The organism is Gilliamella sp. X-46 (assembly GCF_057063525.1).
Genome location: NZ_JBXSQH010000007.1, coordinates 71,426 through 96,831, shown reverse-complemented (window position 1 = coordinate 96,831; position 25,406 = coordinate 71,426). Strand labels below are relative to the sequence as shown.

24 protein-coding genes, 1 tRNA gene and 1 pseudogene are annotated in these 25,406 nt (G+C 31.9%); 11 read left to right on the top strand and 15 right to left on the bottom strand.

Annotation, left to right across the window (positions count from 1 at the left end; translation table 11 throughout):
- From ACYIAJ_RS06960 to ACYIAJ_RS06945, 4 genes and pseudogenes are all read left to right on the top strand, one after another.
- A partial coding sequence (locus ACYIAJ_RS06960; RefSeq protein ID WP_483564550.1) for a transposase occupies positions 1 to 316 on the top strand: 316 nt, incomplete at its 5' end.
- Between the two features lie 253 nt (positions 317 to 569).
- Positions 570 to 1,319 carry a hypothetical protein gene (locus tag ACYIAJ_RS06955; RefSeq protein ID WP_483564549.1) on the top strand — a complete coding sequence of 250 codons (750 nt, stop codon included), beginning with the start codon at positions 570 to 572 and terminating at the stop codon, positions 1,317 to 1,319.
- Positions 1,320 to 1,324: 5 nt separating this feature from the next.
- Positions 1,325 to 1,696, top strand: a pseudogene (locus ACYIAJ_RS06950) (SIR2 family protein); the annotation flags it as partial.
- Entirely contained in the window at positions 1,693 to 3,603 is a 1,911-nt protein-coding gene (locus tag ACYIAJ_RS06945; RefSeq protein ID WP_483564548.1) for an ATP-binding protein, read from the top strand. The pseudogene ACYIAJ_RS06950 and the gene ACYIAJ_RS06945, both read left to right, overlap by 4 nt.
- A gap of 209 nt (positions 3,604 to 3,812) precedes the next feature.
- Here the strand turns inward: ACYIAJ_RS06945 and ACYIAJ_RS06940 are convergent, their stop codons facing one another.
- Positions 3,813 to 5,270, bottom strand: a complete 1,458-nt coding sequence (locus ACYIAJ_RS06940) for an MvaI/BcnI family restriction endonuclease (RefSeq protein WP_483564547.1) — start codon at positions 5,268 to 5,270, stop codon at positions 3,813 to 3,815.
- Between the two features lie 268 nt (positions 5,271 to 5,538).
- Here ACYIAJ_RS06940 and ACYIAJ_RS06935 point away from each other — a divergent pair, with 268 nt between their 5' ends.
- A complete protein-coding gene (locus tag ACYIAJ_RS06935) occupies positions 5,539 to 7,143 on the top strand; it encodes a DNA cytosine methyltransferase (protein WP_483564546.1) in 1,605 nt (534 codons plus the stop codon).
- 257 nt (positions 7,144 to 7,400) lie between these two features.
- Here ACYIAJ_RS06935 and ACYIAJ_RS06930 read toward each other — a convergent pair whose 3' ends face one another.
- The 11 genes from ACYIAJ_RS06930 to ACYIAJ_RS06880 all read right to left on the bottom strand — a co-directional run bounded on the left by ACYIAJ_RS06930 (position 7,401) and on the right by ACYIAJ_RS06880 (position 15,513).
- A complete protein-coding gene (locus tag ACYIAJ_RS06930) occupies positions 7,401 to 8,273 on the bottom strand; it encodes a phosphorothioated DNA-binding restriction endonuclease (RefSeq protein ID WP_483564545.1) in 873 nt (290 codons plus the stop codon).
- 171 nt (positions 8,274 to 8,444) lie between these two features.
- Positions 8,445 to 9,119: an antirestriction protein ArdA gene (locus tag ACYIAJ_RS06925; protein WP_483564544.1), complete on the bottom strand. Its 675-nt coding sequence runs from the start codon at positions 9,117 to 9,119 to the stop codon at positions 8,445 to 8,447.
- A gap of 65 nt (positions 9,120 to 9,184) precedes the next feature.
- Entirely contained in the window at positions 9,185 to 10,432 is a 1,248-nt protein-coding gene (locus tag ACYIAJ_RS06920; protein WP_483564543.1) for a tyrosine-type recombinase/integrase, read from the bottom strand.
- A gap of 86 nt (positions 10,433 to 10,518) precedes the next feature.
- Positions 10,519 to 10,728: a helix-turn-helix transcriptional regulator gene (locus ACYIAJ_RS06915; protein ID WP_085165842.1), complete on the bottom strand. Its 210-nt coding sequence runs from the start codon at positions 10,726 to 10,728 to the stop codon at positions 10,519 to 10,521.
- Between the two features lie 126 nt (positions 10,729 to 10,854).
- The gene (locus ACYIAJ_RS06910; protein ID WP_483564542.1) at positions 10,855 to 12,129 is read right to left on the bottom strand and encodes a hypothetical protein; all 1,275 of its coding nucleotides are present in this window, start codon (positions 12,127 to 12,129) and stop codon (positions 10,855 to 10,857) included.
- Between the two features lie 215 nt (positions 12,130 to 12,344).
- On the bottom strand, positions 12,345 to 12,797 hold the full coding sequence (gene radC, locus ACYIAJ_RS06905) for a RadC family protein (protein ID WP_483564541.1): 453 nt from the start codon (positions 12,795 to 12,797) through the stop codon (positions 12,345 to 12,347).
- Positions 12,798 to 12,913: 116 nt separating this feature from the next.
- The gene (locus tag ACYIAJ_RS06900; RefSeq protein WP_483564540.1) at positions 12,914 to 13,504 is read right to left on the bottom strand and encodes an EcsC family protein; all 591 of its coding nucleotides are present in this window, start codon (positions 13,502 to 13,504) and stop codon (positions 12,914 to 12,916) included.
- Between the two features lie 347 nt (positions 13,505 to 13,851).
- A complete protein-coding gene (locus ACYIAJ_RS06895) occupies positions 13,852 to 14,037 on the bottom strand; it encodes a hypothetical protein (protein WP_160401676.1) in 186 nt (61 codons plus the stop codon).
- Positions 14,030 to 14,197 (bottom strand): hypothetical protein, encoded by a 168-nt coding sequence (locus ACYIAJ_RS06890; RefSeq protein ID WP_155266141.1) that lies wholly within the window; start codon positions 14,195 to 14,197, stop codon positions 14,030 to 14,032. The genes ACYIAJ_RS06895 and ACYIAJ_RS06890 overlap by 8 nt, the downstream gene beginning before the upstream one ends.
- A gap of 119 nt (positions 14,198 to 14,316) precedes the next feature.
- Positions 14,317 to 14,787: a hypothetical protein gene (locus tag ACYIAJ_RS06885; RefSeq protein ID WP_483564539.1), complete on the bottom strand. Its 471-nt coding sequence runs from the start codon at positions 14,785 to 14,787 to the stop codon at positions 14,317 to 14,319.
- A gap of 126 nt (positions 14,788 to 14,913) precedes the next feature.
- The gene (locus tag ACYIAJ_RS06880; RefSeq protein WP_160401678.1) at positions 14,914 to 15,513 is read right to left on the bottom strand and encodes a YagK/YfjJ domain-containing protein; all 600 of its coding nucleotides are present in this window, start codon (positions 15,511 to 15,513) and stop codon (positions 14,914 to 14,916) included.
- Positions 15,514 to 15,765: 252 nt separating this feature from the next.
- Here ACYIAJ_RS06880 and ACYIAJ_RS06875 point away from each other — a divergent pair, with 252 nt between their 5' ends.
- Positions 15,766 to 16,869: a hypothetical protein gene (locus ACYIAJ_RS06875; RefSeq protein ID WP_483564538.1), complete on the top strand. Its 1,104-nt coding sequence runs from the start codon at positions 15,766 to 15,768 to the stop codon at positions 16,867 to 16,869.
- Positions 16,870 to 17,121: 252 nt separating this feature from the next.
- Here the strand turns inward: ACYIAJ_RS06875 and ACYIAJ_RS06870 are convergent.
- Positions 17,122 to 17,197: transfer RNA gene (locus ACYIAJ_RS06870), tRNA-Phe, on the bottom strand.
- Positions 17,198 to 17,356: 159 nt separating this feature from the next.
- Between ACYIAJ_RS06870 and ACYIAJ_RS06865 the strand changes: the two genes are divergently transcribed.
- The 5 genes from ACYIAJ_RS06865 (at position 17,357) to ACYIAJ_RS06845 (ending at position 23,980) form a co-directional block, all read left to right on the top strand.
- Positions 17,357 to 17,794, top strand: a complete 438-nt coding sequence (locus ACYIAJ_RS06865; protein ID WP_483560407.1) for an FxsA family protein — start codon at positions 17,357 to 17,359, stop codon at positions 17,792 to 17,794.
- Positions 17,795 to 17,938: 144 nt separating this feature from the next.
- On the top strand, positions 17,939 to 18,232 hold the full coding sequence (locus ACYIAJ_RS06860) for a co-chaperone GroES (RefSeq protein WP_034915350.1): 294 nt from the start codon (positions 17,939 to 17,941) through the stop codon (positions 18,230 to 18,232).
- Between the two features lie 52 nt (positions 18,233 to 18,284).
- Complete coding sequence (gene groL / locus ACYIAJ_RS06855; RefSeq protein WP_483560406.1) at positions 18,285 to 19,931, top strand: chaperonin GroEL; 1,647 nt, start codon at positions 18,285 to 18,287, stop codon at positions 19,929 to 19,931.
- A 269-nt stretch (positions 19,932 to 20,200) separates the two neighbouring features.
- A complete protein-coding gene (locus ACYIAJ_RS06850) occupies positions 20,201 to 21,835 on the top strand; it encodes a hypothetical protein (RefSeq protein WP_483560405.1) in 1,635 nt (544 codons plus the stop codon).
- A gap of 15 nt (positions 21,836 to 21,850) precedes the next feature.
- Entirely contained in the window at positions 21,851 to 23,980 is a 2,130-nt protein-coding gene (locus ACYIAJ_RS06845) for an AAA family ATPase (protein WP_483560404.1), read from the top strand.
- 155 nt (positions 23,981 to 24,135) lie between these two features.
- Here ACYIAJ_RS06845 and ACYIAJ_RS06840 read toward each other — a convergent pair whose 3' ends face one another.
- Together ACYIAJ_RS06840 and ACYIAJ_RS06835 are read right to left on the bottom strand one after the other, a co-directional pair.
- A complete protein-coding gene (locus ACYIAJ_RS06840) occupies positions 24,136 to 24,711 on the bottom strand; it encodes a manganese efflux pump MntP (RefSeq protein ID WP_483560403.1) in 576 nt (191 codons plus the stop codon).
- 62 nt (positions 24,712 to 24,773) lie between these two features.
- On the bottom strand, positions 24,774 to 25,388 hold the full coding sequence (locus tag ACYIAJ_RS06835; protein WP_483560402.1) for a tetratricopeptide repeat protein: 615 nt from the start codon (positions 25,386 to 25,388) through the stop codon (positions 24,774 to 24,776).
- Positions 25,389 to 25,406: the final 18 nt, after the last annotated feature.

Here is a 25,406-nt window from a genome sequence, read left to right as displayed (position 1 = left end):
CGCTGCAACGGAGCATTCCGAGCAAATAGGTCAGAGCTGTGGTGGTCATTCAACTAAAATTCATCTTGCGGTTGATAGTGGTGGTTTGCCTATTTGTTTTGAGCTTTCTGAAGGACAACGACATGATTATGGTAAGGATATAGATAAAAGCAGTATGGATAGGTGCCTTTATCGCTATCGTCATTTAGTCGAGAATGCCTTTGCTAGAATCAAGCAATATCGTTCAATATCAACTAGATACGATAAGTTAGAAAGGAATTATGCTAGTATGGTATCACTGGCATTTATGTTAATGTGGCTGCCAACGTATTGTTGAGTAATTTATGTACAGAAAAGATCAACAGCCCCTAGCAATATCAGTTAATGAAAAATATATATTAGATAAAGGATAATCAAAGACCTATTTTTGGAACCCTGTACTGAATTTTTTAAACTTGATGTATTCTCTTATGATTTTATTTATATCATAAATGAAATATTTGTTTATTTTCTGGTTAAGATTTCTGTACTAAAAATAAATAATTAGATAATATCATTAATATATTATTGCGCGGTGAGAACTAATTAATATGACTAATGATATTTTTTCAACAAAAGATAGTTTTGATAAAAATATAAATTTTCTAATAGGTTCAGGAGCATCAGCTGATTATATACCAACCTTAAAGTTGATTGATGAAACGTCTTATGAAACATTACTTGAGCAAAATCAAAATAAAGAAACTGTATGTAAATTTATACTCTTTAATTATTATATTAATATTATTCAAAAAGCATTTTGTTTACAGCCGCCACCGGACAATATAGAAGAAATTAACAAGATAAGTAGCACTTTCGAATCTTATTTGAGTTTTATAGTAAAATTAATACAGTTTTTAGAAAGAAAACAGCAAAAAGATATTCATAGAGCTAATATTTTTACAACTAACTACGATCTTTTTTTTGAAAGATGTGCTGACCAATTACATAAAACTCATAAGTTTATTCTAAATGATGGGAGTACAGGTTTAATCAAACGATCCCTTAGTATAAGCAATTTTCATCTATCTGTAGCTCATCAAGGTACTTTAGATAATTATCGTTATGAAATACCAATGCTTAATTTAATTAAAGTTCATGGTTCTATTTCATGGAAGAAAGAAAACAGTAGTATTTCTGTAGAATATCCACATCATTATATTCAAGAAATAGATAGTCTATTGAGTGATGTTAACAATTCAAAAGTTATTGAAGAATTAAAAAATAAATGGCTTATTGAACTATCCCCTGATTTTAGTAAAAATGCTTTTCAATTTTCAGAAGAACAAGAGGTTTTTTAGATAAGTTTATAAGTGAATATAATAAGATTGCGATTGTTAATCCTACTAAGAAAAAATTTGAAGAAACAGTTTTTCAGCAACATTACTATCAGTGCCTTAGGTTATTAAGCTATGAATTAGAAAAACCACAAACATTGCTTATTTGTTTTGGTTTTTCATTTGCAGATGAACATATTAGAGAAATTGTTAAGAGATCTTTGTCTAACAAACAATTAATTGTCTATATTTTTTGCTTATCCATAGGAACTAAAGTTCCAGAGGATTTAATTAATTTTGAAAATATAAAAATTATAAAGCCTCCTTCAGATGAAGAGAAAATCAATTTTACTAAGTTTATATCTTATCTTTTCAATTCAAATGAAGAAAATAAATTATGATAGAACAATTTTGTGTTGGTCATGTATCTGCTGTTAGAGGCACAAAAGTAAAAGCATTTGTAAAGCCACATCTTAATAAAATGAGTTACTTTTTTAATGGCGAAATATACAGAGGAATAAGTATTAATGAGTTTATACTTATACGTAAAGGCTATATTGATCTTATTGGGAAAATAGAAGGTGAAGAAGTTATAGAACCGAAAATTTTGCCAGAAGGCACCCCTATACACAAAAGCTATGATAGATATATAGAAATTAATATTCTTGGTTACTTTGAAAATAATTTATTCAACCAAGGTGTTAAGTATTTACCTATGATAGGAGATGATCTTTATTTAGTTAATACCAGACAGCTAGATCAACTTTATGATTATACTGGGAGAAATAAGAACACTAATGTAAATGGTGTTAAGGAAAGTAATGAAGACTCTATTGAATTAGGTAAAACATTATCAGAAGGTAATGTTATTAATATTCCCATTAATAATGTATTTGCTTCACATATAGGTATTTTTGGTAATACAGGAAGTGGAAAATCTAATACATTAGCTAAATTATATATGTCTCTTTTTGAAAAGAAAGTTCAGCAATTTAAAAATAAATCTTCTTTTGTATTAATAGATTTTAATGGTGAGTATCAGAATATTTATAATAAGTATGAGACATATGCTAATTATCTTAATTTAAGTACTCATGAAAGAAATGGGCAACAAAAATTGCAAATTTCTGCAACTGAATTTTGGGATGCTGAATTATTATCTGTTTTGTACTCTGCTTCTGAAAAAACACAAACGCCTTTTTTAAAGCATTTAGTCAATAGCAAAAATAGAAGTATCTCTTATAATGAACAAGCCCCTTTAACATCTTATTTTAATAAAACTTTTGATAATATATTTGGTGTAAACCAACATAAAGAAACATTAATTATACTTCATTCTTTATTAAAAGAAATAGATACTGAAGCAACAAATAACTTATCAAATTTATTAACAGCAATTGGTATCATCTGGAACGCTACAACCTCAAAATACATTTTTAATTCTAAAACCAACGTCCATCTTAATTCAGCTAATGATGTAAAAAATCAACTTAGAAACTATTGTGCTACAGCAGATATTCAGGCAGTTGATATAGATAATTTTAACCTGCAAGAAGAAGTTGATTCACAAAATAATCCTTTTCTTGAAGTTATGGTAAGAGCACAGTTACAGCTCATTAATTCTACAACTAATAATTTTATTCAATATGAACATATAAGTCCTCTTATTAGTAAAATCAGTGCAGTACAAAAAGATTTGAAAAAAGTAATTGAAATAGTTGATAGTTTTGAAGAGGCAAGGCAAAAGCCTATACAAATTCTTTCATTAAGAAATTGCAATGCAGGAATGAAGAAAACAATTGCTATGCTATTGGCTAAAACATATTTTAATCATCATAAGGCTGTTATTGATAGCTTGCCAAATGGACAATCAAAATCTTTTCATTTAATTATTGATGAAGCTCATAATATTCTATCCGAACAGTCAACAAGAGAAGCAAACTCATGGAAAGATTATCGTTTAGAATTATTCGAGGAAATTATTAAAGAGGGTAGAAAATTTGGTTTTTTTATAACGATAGCAAGCCAAAGACCTGCGGACATATCACCTACAATTATTTCACAATTACATAATTATTTTTTGCATCGTTTAGTTAATGAAAATGATCTTAATTTACTTAAAAATGCTATTAGCACTCTTGATAGTAATGATCGTAGTCAAATACCTAAACTGCCAGCAGGAGTTTGTGTGGTATCCGGTGTAGCATTTCATACACCAGTAGTTTTACAAGTTGATAGATTACCTAAAGACAAAGCGCCAAATAGCGATACAATTAATTTAATAAATCTGTGGCAACATAATATTTAAATATATGCCCCTACACAAGGAGACCTACCCCATATTTTTGTATTTTCCAATTAGAAGCGATGGCAATTTTGTCACCAAATTCTATAATAAACCAACTCACCCCTCTCCCTCTGCCTGAATAGTTGACACTTTTACCGAAAACTAATTTTGAGCGGGAGAGCAGAAAAATAAAACCTATATCAATATAACTGTAAATGCCTCTTTAAAAGTTAATTTAATTGGTACTTAACAGGCTTAGGAAATAGTAATTCCAAATTCCGTTTGTCAATTTTAAATAATGGACCTTTTTCTGAAACACGATTGTTTTTTGCATTCCTTTTAATTAGGTGGTCCATAGTGATTACACCATTCTCAATTAAAGGCATTAACTGATTTAATAATGGCGATTTAGTATGAATTATTGATTTAAGGTTAAAATATTCTTCGCCGTTGATAAAAATACTCTCAACTTCAATCCAGAAGGTTTCTGAATGTTTTTCATGTAATCGTGAACGTAACATGGAGCCATTCCATACAGCAACTGGCTCTTTGAGTTCTTTACCATTCTTTTCTGTTATATGCCACTCATAAAGCATATCTTCCTTTATTTCAAATCTTAAACCTTGGCTATTTTTTTGCTGGGTACTTAATGTACAGTATAGTTTAAAATCCTCTTCCCTTTGGTAGCCATATTTATCTAAAATTTCGGCACTACTTTTACAATGACTGTTTGACCAATCAGCTACTTGAGCAAAAAGTGTGGTACGAGTTTTATTTTTATTTCCTCGACCTGACTTCAATTCAATACCTTTATAATCAGGTTGTTTACTCGAGTTAGGGGGAATGCCAAGCGCACATTCAATTGACATTCCTACCGTGGTATCACCATGTCCGATTGCCTTTATCGGTTTTTTAGCCAATTCTTTTAATTTAAATAATAGCTCATCAGCAATCGTATTCGTCTGTTTTGTATATTCATAAATAAAGCTACTAATTTTACTCCTAAGCGCTTTTAATTCATTATTCAGATTAACTTTACTTAGATTTAGCAAGTAAGGAACTTGATTAAAGATAATGATAGCAATTTGATCGCCAGCCTCAGCAAAAGTACCTAAAGCAGTAAACCACATCCTTGGGTCACCCTTCTTCGTTACCGGCCGATATAGACTCATTTTGGTTTCGCGAATCGTCGATGGAGATAAAAAGAATGCTTTAGATATTTTCTTAAATTCAATTCCTTGCTGTTGTTTAGCATAGTGATGAAACTTAGCAAGTTCAAAATGGGTTCTCACTGGTTGTGTTGCATCAAGAATTGATTTTTTCAGTCCTGTTTTTGTTGGTTCAAAAATAGAATAATCAATAGAATGGGATGCCAATGTTTTTTGGTTCTCTAATACATTAAGCTTAATATCTGATGGCAGCTCCTCTTTACGCTCTTCAGCTAATAATTCCTGATCTTCTGCATCAAGCTCAATATCATCACTTTCAACAAAAGTTGTTGAAATTTTAGCGGTTGGCGTTTTTAAATTTTGATTTTTTTCGAAATCTCGAAGTAAAGCCTTCCAGCTAGAATGACCTTTCTGGCGAGCAATATCATCTAATGCTTTTGTACTAGTAATATTACTTTGTTTTTTAAGTGTTTTAGCTTGCTTCTTTAAATGAGCAATATAAGGATGTTCTTTAGGCATGTTTCCTCCCTGTAATAAAAAATTTCAAAGAAATACATGCACTAAACTTACTGCCCACAAATAAGTTAAAAGTGCAATTGAAACGATTTTTTATTACAGAGAGGACGAATGAGTCTTTACGAGCGTGGACTGGCGGCTTCTCTCTAAGCCTTATCTTTAAGAATATCGAGACAACACGCAAAAGTCAAATTCAATATAGTTAACCCCTGGACTTTTCCTCTTTTCTAGTTTAGAATTCACTTCTAATATTTTTGTTTAGGTATATCAATTGAAGTCTCAAAAAAAGTTTAGTCATATCGAATTATTTGCTGGTTGTGGTGGTTTATCTCTAGGACTAGAAAAAGCCGGGTTTGAACTCACCCTTGCTAACGAACTATCACCAATGGCTGCAGAAACATTTGCTTATAACTTTTTTAATGAAAATTTTGAAGATCTAGCAAAAAAGAATAAAAAACCTAAAAAAGCATTTTGGCTTTCTAGTCAATTTGATAGCTTGCTTGAGCGCTTAAGAGAAAACCCATTTAATTACCCTTCTATAAACACTGGTTTCAGTGATATTCCAAGTGATAAAAAACAATTAAAAAACTCACTTATTATTGGAAACATTATTGAGCTAAACAAATTAGTTGATAGTGATAATGAGTTATTATTGTCTTTTAAATCTGCATTCAATGATTCTGAAGTAGACCTCATTTCAGGAGGCCCACCATGTCAAAGTTTTAGTATGGCGGGTTTACGTGAAAAAGATAGTGATAAAAATATACTTCCTTGGGAGTTTGCAAATTTCGTTTCTAAAATCCAACCTAAAATAGTTTTACTTGAAAATGTAACGGGTATTTTACGTGCATTTAAAGATAAAGATGGCTCTTTATATCATGCTTGGTTTGAAGTTGCTAAAGTATTTGCCACAAAAAAATATGTTCCACTTTGCCTACATGTAAATGCAAGATTTGCCGGCGTACCACAAAACCGACCACGCTTTATCATGTTAGCTATTCGTCATGATATTTTCCAAAAATTAAAGTCACTTTTTATAAAAAAAAGTGCAGAAGAAATCTTATTTACACCATCGATGTCTTTTTATGCCTCAATACAAAAAAATGCAGACAAAGTATCTTTTGGTTCCCTTCCGTATTTCGATGTATCGATACCTGAGCATTTATCATTATTCAAAAACTCTTTTCTAAAACATTTAGTCGCTCATAACGAGGTTTGCGTAAAATCAGCATTGGATGATCTCAAGATCAATAATCCATCAAAACCATCATCGTTTATTCAAGCATTAAATACTGAGTTTACTGCTATATTAAAAGCAAGAAAAAAAATTAGTAATCATGAATTACGTAATAATAGCCAATTGGTAAGATGCCGATTCCGAATTTATCAAATATTACAGGAATGTGATAATCGACGTATTAGGAATGCTGTTTTTAGTATTCTAAAAGGTGAAGAAGACTATTTACCGGAAGATGTTTGGCAAGATTTGAAACCATTTGAATATTTACAAGATAATAACCAGATGGTTACTTTTCAGAATAAAACAGATTTTGAAAAATATCTAAAGTTGCATCCAACTCAAAAACAAACTCAAAAAGCGCTAAACGCCAATGCTCCAGCTCCCGCAGCTCTATCTATTCCTGATGATGCTTGCCATTATGATGAGAAAGAACTGCGAGTATTAACAGTTCGAGAAATGGCAAGAATACAATCATTTCCAGACGATTTTGTCTTCCGTTCTAAAGTAACAACAGGGGGGCAAATGAGAAAATTTGAAGTTCCTCAATATACTCAAGTAGGTAATGCTGTTCCACCATTACTTGCCTTAGCATTAGGAAAATCTGTTGCTGAGTTGTTAATGTTAATTAAAGATTAAGCTCAGACTTTATTCTGATAATTTATATTGTTAACTATAGGAATTATTCACGTTATTTACTGTAATGAATATATAAAATTAATGCTTTATTTGTAGGAAATTCCCTAAGTTTTTTACACATCATGATTAAAAAATCTTCTAAAAACTGATAAGGTGTTTTACTGTATTATAAAAATTAATAATCGTTTGACGTTTTGTTTTCTATCTTTGAATCGCTAAATTGTAGGAATCAAATAAATCGATATTTAATAAAATTTTTAATATCTAAACACTTCCTTGAAATGCCATTCGATAAACTGATCATGTAAATAATCTTCTTTTGTTCTTGGTAAGAGAATTTTTTTACCATCAAAATCCCAAAATAGCTTTTCTACCATTTGATTACCATTAGTACCGTTGGATATTTTGATTTTTAGGTCACTATTTAGACCTATTACGCCCATATCAAAAGCGGAGTGATGTAATGAACAAAGAGCTAAACCATTATTTACAATACAAGGCCCTCCATGTTGTTTCCATTTTACATGGGCAGCTTCAAGACCAATTGAAACTGAGTCATGCCTTAAATCATAACCGCAGATAGCACATTGATAGTTGTAAGCCCGTAACACCAACTGTCTAAACTTTGGATCTCGTTGACGGTAAAAATCAGTAAAATCAAATTCAAGTTGATTGATTAAATTTTCCTGAATACTTTCGGGAAAGTGCTGATTTAAAATTTTTTCAGCCAATTGATTAATAATAAGAGGATGTTTTGTTAGATATTGGTAGGTTGGTTCATCAAATCCACCATAAACTTGGCATGATGTAAGCTGCTTGCTGGTTGGTTCTTTGCTCGGTTTATTGTTATTAATACAATTTTCAATATTAGTCAATTGCCAAAAGCCATCTCTTTGTAAACGCCAAAAGGGCATATTTGGATAATAATGATTTCTCTGTGGCCCAAAGCGATTCAATAAATCAAAAAGAGGAGCTTCAATTTCCGTACCATAATTAAATAAACGCTCGTGGCCTTGTCTATATTGTGATAGAACATATAGAAGCAATAATGGTTTATGAGGTGCTCGTTGATCCCCTTTTTTCCAAATGGTGATATCGGTAATTTTTTGTATTAACTCTTGAATATTCACACTATCCAAATGCAATAAATGAATTTATATTGCAAATATTACATTATTTTTGTGAAATAGCTCACAAAATTTATACATAAAAAGATAAAATAGTGCCACAAACAAAAATTTAAATCACTAATGAATTCCCCTTATAAAGCTTTAAATAAGCTTTATAAGGGGAATAACTAATCATTCAATACATTTTGAAATAGTAGAAATACAATACTCTTCAGGAACGCTTTTACCATCGTAATCGGAACTAAAAATTTCACCTGTATAATAGATATAATTACCAGAATAAAATGTGCCACTTTGTTCAAGTGCAATATCATGGCCATATCGTTTGTAATCAAAGTAATTAGTTAAGTTACCGAGTTCTTTTAAACTATAACAACCACTTTCAGCAATCCAGTAGAAACCTAAATCATATTCATTGCTGATGTTATATAGACATTGAAAACAATCTAAGTTATCCGTTAGATTAATTAAGTCTGTAATTGAATTAATATTTACGCCAATGTCAATGGCTGCTTCATAGATTTCCATTTCATCATGATTCAATTCATCAAGTTTACAGGCTAAATAATTTAGTTCATTAAGATTGCTATTTTCAGAGATATAATTTGTTATGCCATATACAGACGATTTGTAACCACTTAAAAAGAACTCTTTGTAATTAACATTATCAATGCCAATTTGTTTAAAGCATTGTTTTACTTTTTCTGGTGTTGTTGGTAGCTCTAGCCATTCGCCGATCAATTTTCCTTCGTTATATTTTTCTAAATGGGTGATAAATACTGAGATCATACCAGAACCCACCGTAGTGGATTTTAGGCATGATGATACACTAGGTAATGTTTGCATAAACAATTCCTTAATTTTTTGATATTAATTGATATTGAGAAATGAATTAAACAGTGAGGTGTTTTTTAATTTGTTTTGAACTCATAAGGCATAATAAACTCAGTGCGGATTGAATCCAAGTAATCAGCCCACCATTGAACCATTTTAGTTCGTTCGATAATGTGTTGTGCTTTGTGGATATAAGCGGCTCTAACGCCATTACGTTCTTGATGACTCATCTGGCGTTCAACTGCATCTCGTGACCATAAATTCGATTCAACCAATGCACTACAAGCCATAGTTCTAAAACCATGTCCACAAAGTTCTGTCTTGGTGTCATAACCCATTGTTCGAAGTGCTTTGTTGATTGTGTTTTCGCTCATTGGTTTTCTTGCAGAATGATCGCCAATAAATACCAGCTCATACATTCCACTAATTTCATATATTTGTTTTAAAATCTCAATTGCTTGATCGCTTAGCGGAACTAAATGAGGCGTTTTCATTTTTGAACCTCGGTGAGAATGAGGTACACCATCAATTTCTTCCCTTTCAGCTGGAATAGTCCAAATCTTTTTATCGAAATCAATTTCTGACCAACGAGCAAATCGTAGTTCACTAGAACGAATAAATATAAGTAGAGAAAGTTTAATTGCTAATCTGGTTAACTCTCGTCCTTTAAAATTATCAATGCGTTCTAAAAGTTCAGGTATTTGTTCGAGTTCAAGTGCAGGGCGATGATTAACCTTTACTTTACTCACTACCCCTTTTAAATCTTGAGCAGGGTTATAAGAGATGTAACCATTTTGTACTGCATAACGCATTATTGCTGAAGTACGTTGCTGTAATCGGCTAGCGACTTCAAAACGCCCCTGTTCTTCAACAGCTTTAATTGGAACAATTAATTGACGAGTAGTTAATGCTGAAATAGAATAAGCGCCAATTTTAGGGAATAAATACAATTCTAATGTTCGTAGTACTTTTGCTCTATGTGGCTCAGACCAAGTTTTATTATTGGTACACCATTTACGAGCAATTTGTTCAAAAGTAACTTGTATTTCATCTTCAAACTGTTTTGCTTTCTTTTCTACCTGCGGATCAATATTTCTAGCTAGTAATGATTTGGCTTCGTCTCGTAGCCTTCTAGCTTCGCTTAATAAAACATTAGGATATTGGCCTATCGACATTAATTTTTCTTTAGCATTAAAATAATAGCGAAAACGCCAATATTTAGAACCGTTGGAGTGAACAATCAAAAATAAACCATCACCATCAGAAAGTTTATATTGTTTATCGTGTGGTTTGGCTGATTTTATTTTTAAATCAGTTAAGGACATAACGAAATTCCTCAATTATAGAAATTTAGACATAAAAAAAGCCACATATTTGACTATGCGGCTATTGGTTAATAGAAATTTAACTGTTAATTAGTTTTGGTATTTATCCATGCTTCAACCTCTTTTAGACGCCAACGCGAGGATCTTCCTAGTTTAATGGGGGGTGGAAATTTATTTTGTTTTATCAAGGCATAAAACCATTTATCTGTCATGCCTGTGAGTGTGGTGATATATTTCATATCAATTAGGTAATCTGGATGTGTTTGTGCATCCAAAGGGGATAAGAATGTTGACATTGTTGTACCTCTATTGAGTGATGTGGGTTAATTACATTCAATAGATAGGTAACAACAATATTTTTTTACTACTTTGGAGCATAAACTGCTTGTTTTTACAAAGCAGTTTATAAGCATACTAATTGATTAATTTGCAACCATATTTATAAAACTCATAATAGGTTGATTATAAATTTGATCAACATAGTTACTTTTATAGGAATTTTCAAAGCAAGATGATGACATACTTGAGTCAGATTTTACGGGTGGATATCCATCGACTTTAAATTCTAACTCACAACTCGTTAATGATGGCTTTCTTTCACCTATTAGGACCCATTTTATTTTTTGCTGATAACTTTCAGTTTTTATATCTTTTTTGAGTTTTTCAAATCGATTGATTTCGTTAGTTAGGTTTTGATTATATGGATCAATTACTTTTTCTACAATACCTCTGACTATGCCATTTTCTACTCCCTCCAAATAGGCTAAAAGTTCCTGATAATTTTTAACAGATAATGTTTTTTTACCATCCTTCGTATTTAAGGTTATATTCTTGGCTGAATTACCTTGAAGTAGATATTCGTAACTCAATCTAGAATCATCATTATAAAGATTAACTAATTTGGACTTTTCTGTAGAAAAGGCTAAACCATGTTTTTCCAATATTTTTTGGATAGAGGTTATATCTTCTTTAATTTGTTTTATTCTTTTAGCAAGATCTTTATTACTTAATTCATTCTTACTTGCATAGTAATAGGTTAAATTATCATAAAAAAAATACCACTGAAAAAAAGGAGCATAACCTATAATTCCCTTATTTGGATCATCATTATAGCCATAGATATCAGAGGCATCACCTATTTCCATTTCTATTGCTGCTTTATTTGATAAAAGATATTTTCTATTTTCCTGATAGCGAGCTAAAGCATTGCTTTTTTCTATTTCAATAAGTGCTTTCTTCAACTCATCATAAATAACCAGTTTAGCTTTCGCTTCAATGTAGCTTCTAGCTTTTGCATCAATGTGATTTTTATACACCGTATAATGGGGATATTTAACATTCTTATTTCGTTCTTCTTCTGTTTTAAATTTTTGATAATCATCTAATGTAATATTGATATTTTTATCTACAAACATAGTTTTTAAATTTCCTGCTGCACCAGAAAATGTTAGGTTTAAAAATTGATTTGGACGATCCTTTTTAAATTCACAAGTATATTCAACAATATTTCGATCTCGTTCATCTTTATATGAATCCCATTTCGTTTTATTACAGATATTTCGGTTATCAAGCGCATTACCGACAGTAAGAGTTGAGTCGATATTGTCATATACATAATCTTTAACTTGCTTAACCTGTGATGAGTCTCCGCACGCCGTGAGAATCAGTACTGATAAAACAATTGTTATTTTTTTCATTGTTATTCCTTATGGAAAAAAGAATTAATTAACTTTACTTAAATTGTATTTTTGTGTGGTACCCGAAACTTAACTTGACACATACTAGCTATTGTTTGAATTAAGTTTATATTTTCATCGATTATTTAAATAAAGTCATATCGTTTAAACAGATCAATAAGATCTTATTGATCGTTAAAAACGATCAATATATTTACTTTTAATACATTTGAAAATTAGAGCCAACTTCGCTCTGCAAAAGAAAAATACGATTGTTTACCAATCACAATGTGATCTAATACTCGGATATCAACGATATTTAATATTTCTGTTAGCTTTTGATTAATATTACGATCTGCATTACTTGGTTGCGATTCGCCTGATGGATGATTATGGGCAAAAATAACTGCTACTGCATTATACCTAAGTGCTTGCTTAATTATTTCTCTGGGATGGATTTCCACAGAGTTAATTGTACCCATAAAAAGTGTTTCTACTTTAATTAACTGATGTTGATTATTTAGGTACATAGCAACAAAGTGTTCTCGTTCTTTTTGTGTTAATTTTAATCTAAGGTAATCAATAACCTGTTTCGTTTTGGTGAACTGATTTTTTTCTATTTTCATCTGCTTTTCGAGCAATTTTAACGCTGTTGTCACAATGCGCTTTGTTGAATAGTTAGTTTTCATTTTTTCTCCTATTAAGACTGAGCAAAACATAATCTCTTTATGTAAAAACTGAAATTAATGAGATAAATTTATAAATGGGTGAATTTTTAGATAATTGAATTATTAGTGTTATTCAACTAATAGACTTGATTAAATTGATTTTTAGCAAATTGGCCAATGCGATAAGTAATAATGCGATCAACAGCAGCTCCCATCACACCACCAAAAATCGGGATCACTTTAATTAACTTTAAGCTATGCTTTGCACTTATAATACTAATAAGCTGTTTAATGACCGATAGACTTATTTTACGAATTACTTCATTTGGCTGTTTCATCAATGTAGCTAAACAAAACTGCTGTAATCTTAACTTGCTTGCCATCACACATAATGATAAGAAAATTAAGATTTTGATTCTTTCATCATACACATCATGACCTTGCAAGATAGCAATGGTTGTAACGAGCCTCATTTGAATAAACAAGACACTTAAGGCGTTTGTTGGAAAAGTTATAGGTAAACTTGCAATCCCGCCTAACCCTGTGATAAAACCTGTAGCTGTTGCTTTGTCTGTTTCATGTTTGATTAGTTTATCAAGATTATCTGAATGTAAAGGAAAATTGGCTTTATGTTGCTCGGCTAATGTATAAGCAGAGGAAAAACCATAACCACCGGTCAAACAAAGCTGATAGAGTTTATCAAGTAGTAAAGGTAATTTATCTGACATATCATGCTTCCTTATTTGTCGACTTAAATAAAGAATGAAAATGATTGTAAGAAGGCTCTAATAAATAAAATAAGGTGTTTTGTAATATTTGGCGATTTAACATGGTACACTCCTTATAAAAATGTTAATTGAACGGACATATTGGTATGTTCAACTAATGATATCTATTTAAAATTATTTATAATAAGAGTGTTGAAACATATTGAGAAAATATGAAGCAAATCGGATAAATGAGTTTGCTTCATGACTAAGATTAGAGGAGGAGTTCAATATTTTGTGTCATTTAGGTAAACTGTGTAGCAAAAGAGGAAATGACACAGAATTATGAACAGGAGCCTCATTTATTACTAATACTTCTTGTTTTTTTCATAACGAGCTAAGCTTTTCTTAGCTTTTGCTTTTTGCTCATCTGTTGCTTTATCTGAATTTAAAATGGAGTTAGCAGAACTTACAATAACTGATGGAAGTACTTCTGTCACCGTAAAGTCTCCTACTTGGTAAAGTTTTTTACCCAACCATCTAACACTACTCATAATAGTCATCTTTATACTCCGAACATTCTGGACATGGAAATGTAAAATTAACATCTCCACCACATACAGGGCAATTTTCGGGATGGGGTTCACCGCCATATTCTAATGAACAAGGGATGACTCCTGTACCATTGCATTCGCCACAATCAGATTTAGCCATTTTATTTATCTCCTTAAATTATTATTAAATTAAAATACATCATTATTATTAGAAATATATTGTGCTCTGTCATATCGTTTATAACGATCAGTTAGGATCTGATTGATCGTTATAAACGATCAATTAATTTGGTTGAGAGTATGCATGCTGTTAATATACAAAGTATGAAGAGGATTATGTTTCTTCCACGAAAGTTGTGCTAACTCAGATAAAGCATTCTGAGTTAGTTTTTTTTCAACATTAATACCATATCCATCAGTTTCATTCTTCCAAAGATTGGTAACGGAATTCATAATAACGTTATAATTTGCATATTGTTCTGAGCTAAAGTACAACATGGTTGGAAAATAAAAGCCGTATTGTTTATTAAAAGCCATTACCCAAACAATGCTAAGAATATGATTGGAAAGTAATGTTAAATCAGACAAGTTCAACATATCCATATACGCATCTATTCCATATTGCCTTTGATAGGCATCGTCATGATAGGCAAAATCCATTCTGACTGGATATAACTTCCCATAACTTGTAAGTAACGATCTATGATGAGCTCTTAGCTTATTTAGTATTAGGTCATAGTAGTTGTCCATTTTTTATTCCTTTATATGAATTGGATCTATATCAATTAGCCTGTTTTGTTGACAGATTTGTATAAACGTATTTTTTTAAGATTCATAGTGATTTTCCAAAATGAAGGAAATGTTTTTTTGGGGTTACTAAATAGGGGAAGAAATTAAAAATTTATTCAGACCAAGTGTTCTAGGTTTTCCTCGATGACTTGGAGGTGGGACTTCACTTAAAAATAGACAATCGCTATAACACTTTTTAAAAAATGATTTCTGTTCTGTTTTAGCTAAATAACTAAGCATATAACAAACAGAACGAAATGCTTCATCATCGTGATGATTTATCACCCTTAGCCCATTAATATGATAATTATTCCGCTGACAATCATATAAATAACCTTTAGTCAGTTCATACCATGCACGTTCCAGAGCAACGTAAATAGGATAGTATTTTTGCCTTTTTTGACCATTTACATAAAAAACAGAATGAAAATGGATATGTTCATTCTGATTAAATTCCATAACAACAGCATACCCTACAATATCAAGTTCAAGTTGCATAGCTTGATAGAGAAAGTACATTATTTCTTTTTTGGTTGTTTCAATATCAGTATTGAACTCATCATCCTTAGCATAATGAATGTCGATTCGAATCGGTAAAATTTTTGAGTATCTATCTTGTAGCTTATTTAGGTGTGCAATGAGTTGATCATTGAGTTGTTTATTAATAGTAAAATTTTTATTTTGCATTTAGTTGCCCTTATCAAATTAGAGTTATTTGATAAGGAGCAAGATTATTTTTTTACTGTTTTAGTAACTGATGGTTTACTCAGATAGGGTACTATTGACTTCTATATAATAATATTAATTAACCTTAATTCAGTATATATTCAATTTTTCGTTGTTAATACAAGTAAGTAAGTCTAAAATTTGCTTCAAAAATACTTCATTATATATTCATTTTTACTTCTTTTTTACTTCATTAATTTAGGTGGATAGAAAATGGAAAAAACAATTATAACTAGAGACCATGAAGGTAAATTAATTGTACATACGAAGAATTTTTACACTTGTTTTATTATTTATGATTATTTAATAAATAAAATAAATGATTTTTATATTGTTCTTAATGGACAGAAAATAAAAAGCATGTTACCTATTAATTTTTGTAAATTAATTAATGAAAATCTCTATTTAAAGGTTATAAAGGAATCAGATGAAAAAAAAATAATATTATTTAAACAGTATATTGAGAATAAATTAAAAGAATTACAGCAATATTATGAAAAATATCATTTCAACAAAATTGATTTTTCATGGTTAAAAAATAATAAAAGGGCATGTATGGGCCTTTGGTATAAATTACGTACAATATGTCAAAATCCTATAATATTACCTGTATTTACTGATAATCCTACTAATCAAGATGGGGAATCGATCGATTGGTTACCTAAACATAAGAGGTATATTACACTGTACAGAAAGTATATTGATATTGTCATCTGCTATTTTTTTGAAAATCAAATCCAAAATCCAACCTCTCACAAAGAAAGGTTGGATTCTATTCAACTGATGTTTAATTATCTTGCATATCATGAGACAACTCGCATAAGAATAGATACATTTTATAAATGTTATGCTTTCGATTTAACAAATATCAATCTAGAGTATTTCTATCCAAATGATTTAATTGAATGTTATAAAAAAGATTGGATAAAGATATATAATTCAAAAAATACTCTAAATTGGATAAATAAATCTAATGAGGAGCAATGTCGTTGGATATGGGCGTTTTTGCAAAAAGAGCACTCAATTACAATCCTTCAGCATAAAAAAAATTATAGACTTAATCAAAATTTTTGTTTTAATTTTTTTGAATTTACTAATAATGAAGAACGCTATTTAGCTATTTTTACTGCTATATATACAGCTCCAAAAGATGGAATAACAGACAAATTACTCAAAACAATGAAAAAACTATGGTTGCAAAAAGAGAGAAGATCTTCAAATAGAGCAAAAAATAGCAAAATTTTTAAAAAACAATGTAAGCGTATTACGAAAGATACAGCAGAAAACAATGAAAATGATTTAAATAAAATAGTATAGATTTAAACTTATCTAATAATAGTAATTAGGCAAGCAATTCTCTATAACCCTTGCAAACAAAGGCTTTAAAGCCATTTTATGGATACACGCCATTATCGAACCAAATGTATCCGGGTTTGTATCCGATTTTCCTCTTGATTTGGGGTAATTCCAGTTGAATTCAGTTGAGTAGTGAAACAAGGTGAAAGGCTTATCTGAAAAGGCTTCAGACATAAAAAAACCTGCTAGAAGCAGGTCTTAGAATTTGGTGATTGGTGCCCGGACGCGGAATCGAACCACGGACACGGGGATTTTCAATCCCCTGCTCTACCGACTGAGCTATCCGGGCAACAATGGATGCACATTAAACACGATTCGTGATTATCAGTCAATCCTTTTTGTAATATATTTTAAAAAAAATATATTGTTTGATTGAAAAATAGCTAATCACCTTCATATTAATAGCTAGTTTCTAATAATATGTCTTTATGCTTATAGGAATTGTTATATGCGATTTATTGGTTTTATTATTTTTTTTATTTACGTTTATTGTGAGGTTAGTTTTTTCATTGCAGTTGCAAATACAATTGGGGTTTTTCTTGCTTTAATTTGTATTATTGCAACGTCAATTCTTGGTTTTTCATTAGTCAAGACTCAAGGTTTGAAAAATCTTAGTATTATGCAGCAAAAAATAGCAAATCAACAAAGTCCTAAAGACGAAATCATTAAAAGTGTTGCGTTGCTTTTCGCTGGTTTTTTATTGTTTATTCCGGGTTTTTTGACCGATATTTTAGGTGCTTTGCTGTTAATACCTAACGTTCAAGAACATATTGTGAAGTTTATTGTGCGAAAAATGCCGATTAAATCGAGATTTGTATCGTCTCAAACACTTTACCAAAATAATGATATTATTGAGGGCGAGTTTAAACATAAGGATGATGAATAAATAGTCAATTAAAAAATTTTTTATTTTATCCTCTTGAAGAGTTTGAAATAATCCCCATGTAAAGTGAACAATATTATAAAATCGTAATTTTATGATTTATCTTTAATAATTATCTATTTAAAAATTAGTGCTAGGAGATAACTAATGAAAATTCGTCCATTGCATGATCGTGTGATCATTAAACGCAAAGAAGTAGAATCAAAATCAGCTGGCGGTATTGTGTTAACTGGTTCAGCAGCAGGTAAATCAACACGTGGTGAGGTTTTAGCTGTGGGTAATGGTCGCATTTTAGAAAATGGCCAAGTTCAGCCGTTAGATGTTAAAGTTGGCGATATCGTAATTTTTAATGAAGGGTATGGCGTTAAAACAGAAAAAATCGATAATGAAGAAGTGCTTATCTTGTCAGAAAGCGATATTCTAGCCATTGTTCAAGCATAATATAATTAGTAAATAGTTTAACTTATATACAGAATTTAGGAGAAAGACGAAAATGGCAGCTAAAGATGTAAAGTTTGGTAATGACGCTCGCGTTAAAATGCTTAAAGGCGTTAATGTATTAGCTGATGCAGTTAAAGTAACTTTAGGTCCAAAAGGGCGTAATGTAGTATTAGATAAATCATTTGGTGCGCCAACTATTACTAAAGATGGCGTTTCTGTTGCGCGTGAAATCGAATTAGAAGATAAATTCGAAAACATGGGTGCGCAAATGGTTAAAGAAGTTGCATCTAAAGCAAATGATGCAGCGGGTGACGGTACAACTACTGCGACTGTACTTGCTCAAGCAATTGTTAATGAAGGCTTAAAAGCGGTTGCGGCCGGTATGAATCCAATGGATTTAAAACGTGGTATCGATAAAGCAGTTGTTGCTGCTGTTGAAGAGCTTAAAAAATTATCTTCACCTTGTGCTGATTCTAAAGCGATTGCTCAAGTAGGTACTATTTCAGCTAACTCTGATGAGACTGTTGGTACTTTGATTGCTCAAGCAATGGAAAAAGTTGGTAAAGAAGGTGTTATCACTGTTGAAGATGGCACTGGTTTACAAGATGAGCTTGATGTTGTTGAAGGTATGCAGTTTGACCGAGGTTACTTATCTCCATATTTCATCAACAAACCAGAAACGGCAACAGTTGAATTAGACAACCCATATATTTTATTAGCTGATAAAAAAGTATCTAATATCCGCGAATTATTACCAGTGCTAGAAGCTGTTGCTAAAGCAGGTAAGTCACTATTAATTATTGCTGAAGATGTTGAAGGTGAAGCGCTTGCAACGTTAGTGGTTAACACTATGCGTGGTATTGTTAAAGTTGCTGCTGTGAAAGCGCCTGGTTTTGGTGATCGTCGTAAAGCAATGTTACAAGATATTGCAATTTTAACTGCTGGTACTGTGATTTCAGAAGAAATCGGTTTAGAACTTGAAAAAGCAACACTTGAAGATTTAGGTCAAGCAAAACGTGTTGTTATTAATAAAGACAACACCACTATTATTGATGGTGTGGGTGAAGAGTCTTTGATTTCAGCTCGTGTTGAACAAATTCGTAAACAAATCGAAGAATCAACTTCTGACTATGATAAAGAAAAACTTCAAGAACGCGTTGCAAAACTTGCTGGCGGTGTTGCTGTAATTAAAGTTGGTGCTGCCACTGAAGTTGAAATGAAAGAGAAAAAAGCACGCGTAGAAGATGCTTTACATGCAACTCGTGCTGCTGTTGAAGAAGGTGTGGTTGCTGGTGGTGGTGTTGCTTTAGTTCGTGCAGCATCAGCAATTTTAGGCCTTAAAGGTGCTAACGAAGATCAAAACGTAGGTATTAAAGTTGCATTACGTGCAATGGAAGCACCATTACGTCAAATCGTAACTAACTGTGGTGAAGAAGCATCAGTTGTTGTTAACGCTGTTAAAGGCGGTAAAGGTAACTATGGTTATAATGCTGCTACTGAAGAATATGGCGATATGATTGCAATGGGTATTTTAGATCCAACTAAAGTTACTCGTAGTGCATTACAATATGCTGCATCAGTTGCAGGCCTTATGATTACAACTGAATGTATGGTAACTGATTTACCTAAAGATGATAAAGCTGATTTAGGTGCCGCTGGTAGTATGGGTGGCATGGGCGGTATGGGTGGAATGATGTAATTTCCGCGTCAGTACAACAGATACATTTCAATATAAACCACTCGGTTATGCGAGTGGTTTTTTTATAAATTCTTTTCTAGCATTAATAGCTGTTTTCACTTGTCAAAATAAAATGTTGAATAGATAATAACATCATGAAAAGATGAAACTTATCTTTTTGTAAGAATAAATTAGTAATTCACGATTTATCCTTTTTATTTGAAATAGGATTTAAAGTCGGTAAATAATCAGTAAATATAGAAACAAATAATATAATAAGGAAAGAAATAATGAGTGTATCTTCAAGAAAAAAAGTAGCCACTACTGAACAGAGCGATTATTCGGTTAGACAGCGACAAAAAGCAGCTAAAGTAGAAAATCCGCTTGATAAAATTAAAGAAAATACTTTTTTTAAAGTTATTTTTTCAGATAGTCTTTCTCTTGAACAAAAAGTAGAAGAAGTCACTCACATTTTAGAATTTACTGATAATAAAGAGGCTGATCGAGCCAAAATTCAAGAATTTGATACATTTAAAGAATATTTGCAATCCATTTCAGAAGAGATGTCTAAGCAACGTATCGAGATGACTGATACCGAAGTATTTGCTGAGTTACAAAGAGTTTATGCGGATTTTAATAATGATCTTAATGACTTTATTGAAAAAATAAAACCCCTTACCGAGCTTACTGATGCACTGTATAACTTACGCCAAAATGGTGAAACTCGAAATGCTTTAGCTCAAATCAAAGCCGATCAAGAGTGGGATGAAGAAAAAGCTGCGCAAAAGGCCAATGTGCAAGGCGAAATTACAAATATAGAAAAACAAATATCAGGACTACAAAAAGAAATAGTTTTATTGCAGCAAGATAAAACATTCTTTGGTTTTGGGAAAATTAAAGCTTTATCAAAAGAAAAAATTGATCTTAATGAAGAAAAAATCACTCAGTTAAGAGAACAAATCCAAAATAAGAATAAAGTGTTAAATGATATCCAAACAGAAATTACACAACGCCATGAGCAACGTACGGAATCACTGGATGTTGAAAAATTAAAAGAGTTGCTGAATTTAACTTCAGAACAGCATACATTGCGCCAAGCAGATATGGTTGAATCAGCGTTAAAATTTGTTAATCAAGGTAAAGAACGTTTTGGTGCGATTCGTAATCATCTGGAAAAAATGGTTAAACAAATTGAAGGGCTTAGTGACAATAATGGCAATATGATACAAATTTATGCCATTATGAACGAAGCTACTAAAAAAGTTGAAAAAGTACATAGGGAACGTAGACAAGAGCTTGAAAATAAAGATGTTGGTGATAATCTGTTAGAGTCAATGAAGCTTGATGAGGCTAGACGCAATTTAGATGAACATATCGACACAGTGTCAACAGCAACAGTTGATACCATGCAGACCTATGGCGAATTAACAACAGAAGCCATCAAAATTCGCAATATGCAAGCAGCAACGAAAAAACAAGTTGAAAGTGCAAGAGCAATGCATTCAAGAGGTATTGCATCGGTGGCTTCACAACTTAGTGTTGTGGTAACTGCCGTTAACTCAGCGGCGATTAATGAAGCACAATCAATGGCTGGTAATACTTTAGCCGAAATGACTCGAGTTACAAATGATATTGCAAAAAATGAAGCAATCCGAATTGCAACTGGGCATGATGAAATTAATAACGATTTAGAAGCTATGTTACAAAACCTAGCAGAATTTGGTGATACCCAAAAAGAAGCGACTGAAATCACTCGTTCAGCACTAGAAACAATGCGCGCGAATTTAGAAGAAATTGAAAAAATGTCTAAAGATGTTCAAAGCGATACGAGGGAGTTTATTGCGGTGACAGGCGATGTTTTATCAGAAAAATATGAAACTAAAAAAGAAAGCACCAGTGGTACAACCTCACCCTTTAAACTGTAATAAAGGAATTGCATAATGTTGTTAGTTAGAGGGCGTGAATATTTAGCGCAATATCCTAATTTTACCTTAGTTGGTAGGGAACATGATTTAGAACGAATATCGTCTATTCTTATTCGAAAATCATCAAATTCACTTTTATTAACAGGACCAGCAGGGGTAGGTGTTTCAATGCTTACCCTTGGTTTACAAGCTATTAAAAATAGTCCAGATACACCATTTGATTTGATTGTAAAAAAATTATTTTGGTTGAATTGCGATGCGCTTTTTTCGAGCGGTGATAGTGCTAAGATTAATAATGAATTTCAAAGTATCTTAAAAAAGTTAATGCAAACGCCTGAATCTGTCCTAATTATTACTGATACAGCTAATTTTTTGGAGGGGGCACACAATACTGGTAATGCTCACTTTATTAATGCGTTAAATAACGCCGATAAATCAAATAATTTCCAAGTTATTTTGGAAGTGCGAGACGATAAACTGAGTAGTGTATTAAAAGCTAGTACGAAAATGCCAGAACTTTACACGCTTTACGATGTTAAAGAGCCGGTTGGTGAGGATTTGAAAAATATTGTTTCGGTGGTTGCAAAAGATCTTTCTGATCATCATAAAATTCAAATTAATGAAGATGCTATTGATGAGGCGATACACTTAACTAGTAAATATCGCGATAGTTTAGGCTTAGGGGGAGCACAACCTCAAAGAGCGATTTCGTTACTTGATCGCGCACTTGCTAGTTACCGACAACTTACACATAAACAGCATCCTAAAATTGTTGAATTAATGGATAAAATTGCAAAAAGTAACAATGAAACGGAACGGCAAGATTTGCAACAACAACTTGAACAATGGCAGAAAGATTGGCATGAATTGAAGTCAGAAATTAATAAAACTTATCAATATCAACGTGATGCTGAAACATTACGCTTTCAATTGCAAGATGAAATCACTCAGCTGCAAGAAGAAGAGGATAACAACAATAATTCACAGTCTACGGCCGTAAAAACATTTGCTCAGTTTACTGCTGGCGGATTTGATTCTCCTTCAGTAGCTAAATTGAAAGAAAAGGTTCGACAAATTGATACCGAAATTGCTCAAAACAACGAACGACACCAGAAATTGGTAATGTTAGCCAATAAAGACTTGCGACTTAATCGCCAAGAGGTAATCATAGAGTTTAGTAAAGTTTCAGGAATACCGGCAAACAAACTGGATGAAAATGAAGTTGAAAACTTGATTAATTTGGAGGCAAATTTATTATCAAGAATTTTTGGTCAGGATAGTATTGTCAAACATGTAGCTAATTCAGTAAAAGTTGCTAAGGTTGATGCTTTAGAAGAACCAGGCCCTGCAATGTCTTACCTATTTTTAGGACCATCAGGAGTGGGTAAAACTGAAATGGCTAAAGCGTTAGCTAAATATGTCTATGGTGACGAAAAGTCGTTAGTTCGTTTTGATATGTCTGAATACATGGAAAAACATGCAGTTGCTAAATTGATTGGGGCTCCCCCTGGATATGAAGGATTTGAAGCTGGTGGTATATTAACTAACTCAGTTAGATCAAAACCTATTGGTATCTATCTATTTGATGAAATCGAAAAGGCACATCCTGATGTATTTAATATCTTTTTACAGATCTTATCGGATGGGCGGTTAACTGATAATGTTGGTAGAACAGTCGATTTTTCTGATATTATGATTATTATGACTTCAAATATTGGACAACCTTACTATTTAGATCCCAACCTTTCAGATGAAGCAGCACGCGAATTGGCGACAAATGAACTTAATAATACTTATCGTTCTGAACTGCTTAATCGGTTTAATGGACGTGAAAATATTCTCCATTTTAAACGTCTTCCTATGGAGGTTATTGAGCAGATTATTCGACGCGAAATAGATAAGCTGAATCAAGCATATCGGCCTCGTGATTTTACTATAGAGATATCAGATTCTTGTATAAGTGCATTTTGTCATGATCATTACGATTTAATTCGTGGTGCTCGGGGATTGCCTGGTTATATTAAAACTAATATTAGGCCATTTATCGTAAATCATATTTTACAAAATCCTAATGATAAAGGTGTATTCCAAGCAGTTTATAATCAGCAGACTCGTAGTTTTGATATGACATTTTGTAAAATTTAAAAAGATGTAAAATAGAGATGTTTTCCACAAACTGTTATCAGCAAAGGTAACAGTTTTATTTTACATTACCATAGGCTTACTTTAAGGGCATATGATAACGCTATAAGAATCCTCTTTAAAATAAGAAGTTCGTCAAGATAAAAACCAAAGAAGGACTAATTAGATAGATGTTGATAAAGTGTTATTGTTCCAATCATGATAAGCACTAGCCCCCCTAAGAATTCAGCTCGCTTACCAATTAAACATCCCATTTTATTGCCCAATAATAATCCAAAGGTGACCATTAAACATGTTGCAATTCCAATCATTGTTGCAGCAAAACAGATATTGACGCTAGCTAATGCCAATCCAACACCAACAGCAAATGCATCTATGCTGGTTGAAATAGCAGTAAAAACTAACATCAAAAAAGTTTTTTTTGATGATGTAACTTCATTTTCTTGGCAATGATCATCAGTCTGTTTGAAACTATTATAAATCATGTTAAGGCCTAAAAATAACATGACACCAAAAACAACCCAATGATCCCATTGTTCGATATATTGCAGTGCAATATAACCAATTAACCAACCAAGTAAAGGTGTAATAGCCTCAACAATACCAAATAAAATACCGACTTTTAATGCCTCAATGAATGGTATTGATTTAAGGGAAATCCCTCGACAAATAGCGACTGCAAAGGCGTCGGTTGACATTGCCAATGCTAATAATAAAATAGCCCAAAAGCTCATGACATATACTTTTACTGAAAATTATAATGATGTTAATGGTTTAAATAATAATTGTTTGTGACCTATTCTTTTGTTATTGAAAACAAATAATTTGCAACTTTAATGTCTCCCTTTTTTTGATAAATTTCAGCTGTTTTTTTGACATTATCTCGTCTATTTGCGTCGTATTGGAAAAGTTGTGTAAACATTAAATCAGCTGTTTTTTTATCATTATTTTGGATAGCACAATAGCCATATTGTTCATAAGCATCAGCTTTCCAACGATGGCGATCTAACTCAATACTTTGTTCAAACTGTGCTTTTGCTTCTTGATAACGATTCAGACCACATAAAAAAGAACCATAATGTACATGATATAATCCATTACCTGGCTGCATTAACGTAATACGTTTGTAAATCATTTCGGCTTCGTTATATTCACCCACATGTTGATCAAACATTGCCATCGCCAACATGACTTGAGGGTTGTCTGGTGAGTATTGCGCTGCTAATTTTAGATTATAATGTGCTGCTTTAATATTTTCTTCTGACTCATTTGCTTTAGCAAGATAACCCAACCCGAGTCGCATTCTTGCTAAAGCAGCTTTTTCTGGATCAAATTCATCGTTGCTTTTCATTTGACAACCAGACAGCATTATTATCAAAAAACAGCTAAATAATATTAACAATTTTTTCATTTATCCTTCCTTTCATTT

Excerpts from the sequence above, each read along its gene's own strand:
- ACYIAJ_RS06835 (WP_483560402.1), bottom strand. The coding sequence starts at position 25,388 with ATGAAAAAATTGTTAATATTATTTAGCTGTTTTTTGATAATAATGCTG.
- ACYIAJ_RS06875 (WP_483564538.1), top strand. The coding sequence starts at position 15,766 with ATGGAAAAAACAATTATAACTAGAGACCATGAAGGTAAATTAATTGTA.
- ACYIAJ_RS06895 (WP_160401676.1), bottom strand. The coding sequence starts at position 14,037 with ATGAGTAGTGTTAGATGGTTGGGTAAAAAACTTTACCAAGTAGGAGAC.
- ACYIAJ_RS06850 (WP_483560405.1), top strand. The coding sequence starts at position 20,201 with ATGAGTGTATCTTCAAGAAAAAAAGTAGCCACTACTGAACAGAGCGAT.
- ACYIAJ_RS06900 (WP_483564540.1), bottom strand. The coding sequence starts at position 13,504 with ATGTCAGATAAATTACCTTTACTACTTGATAAACTCTATCAGCTTTGT.
- ACYIAJ_RS06885 (WP_483564539.1), bottom strand. The coding sequence starts at position 14,787 with ATGGACAACTACTATGACCTAATACTAAATAAGCTAAGAGCTCATCAT.
- ACYIAJ_RS06880 (WP_160401678.1), bottom strand. The coding sequence starts at position 15,513 with ATGCAAAATAAAAATTTTACTATTAATAAACAACTCAATGATCAACTC.
- ACYIAJ_RS06860 (WP_034915350.1), top strand. The coding sequence starts at position 17,939 with ATGAAAATTCGTCCATTGCATGATCGTGTGATCATTAAACGCAAAGAA.
- ACYIAJ_RS06890 (WP_155266141.1), bottom strand. The coding sequence starts at position 14,197 with ATGGCTAAATCTGATTGTGGCGAATGCAATGGTACAGGAGTCATCCCT.
- ACYIAJ_RS06840 (WP_483560403.1), bottom strand. The coding sequence starts at position 24,711 with ATGAGCTTTTGGGCTATTTTATTATTAGCATTGGCAATGTCAACCGAC.
- ACYIAJ_RS06920 (WP_483564543.1), bottom strand. The coding sequence starts at position 10,432 with ATGTCCTTAACTGATTTAAAAATAAAATCAGCCAAACCACACGATAAA.
- ACYIAJ_RS06955 (WP_483564549.1), top strand. The coding sequence starts at position 570 with ATGACTAATGATATTTTTTCAACAAAAGATAGTTTTGATAAAAATATA.
- ACYIAJ_RS06945 (WP_483564548.1), top strand. The coding sequence starts at position 1,693 with ATGATAGAACAATTTTGTGTTGGTCATGTATCTGCTGTTAGAGGCACA.
- ACYIAJ_RS06910 (WP_483564542.1), bottom strand. The coding sequence starts at position 12,129 with ATGAAAAAAATAACAATTGTTTTATCAGTACTGATTCTCACGGCGTGC.
- groL (WP_483560406.1), top strand. The coding sequence starts at position 18,285 with ATGGCAGCTAAAGATGTAAAGTTTGGTAATGACGCTCGCGTTAAAATG.
- ACYIAJ_RS06915 (WP_085165842.1), bottom strand. The coding sequence starts at position 10,728 with ATGTCAACATTCTTATCCCCTTTGGATGCACAAACACATCCAGATTAC.
- ACYIAJ_RS06925 (WP_483564544.1), bottom strand. The coding sequence starts at position 9,119 with ATGCAAACATTACCTAGTGTATCATCATGCCTAAAATCCACTACGGTG.
- ACYIAJ_RS06865 (WP_483560407.1), top strand. The coding sequence starts at position 17,357 with ATGCGATTTATTGGTTTTATTATTTTTTTTATTTACGTTTATTGTGAG.
- radC (WP_483564541.1), bottom strand. The coding sequence starts at position 12,797 with ATGAAAACTAACTATTCAACAAAGCGCATTGTGACAACAGCGTTAAAA.
- ACYIAJ_RS06940 (WP_483564547.1), bottom strand. The coding sequence starts at position 5,270 with ATGCCTAAAGAACATCCTTATATTGCTCATTTAAAGAAGCAAGCTAAA.
- ACYIAJ_RS06845 (WP_483560404.1), top strand. The coding sequence starts at position 21,851 with ATGTTGTTAGTTAGAGGGCGTGAATATTTAGCGCAATATCCTAATTTT.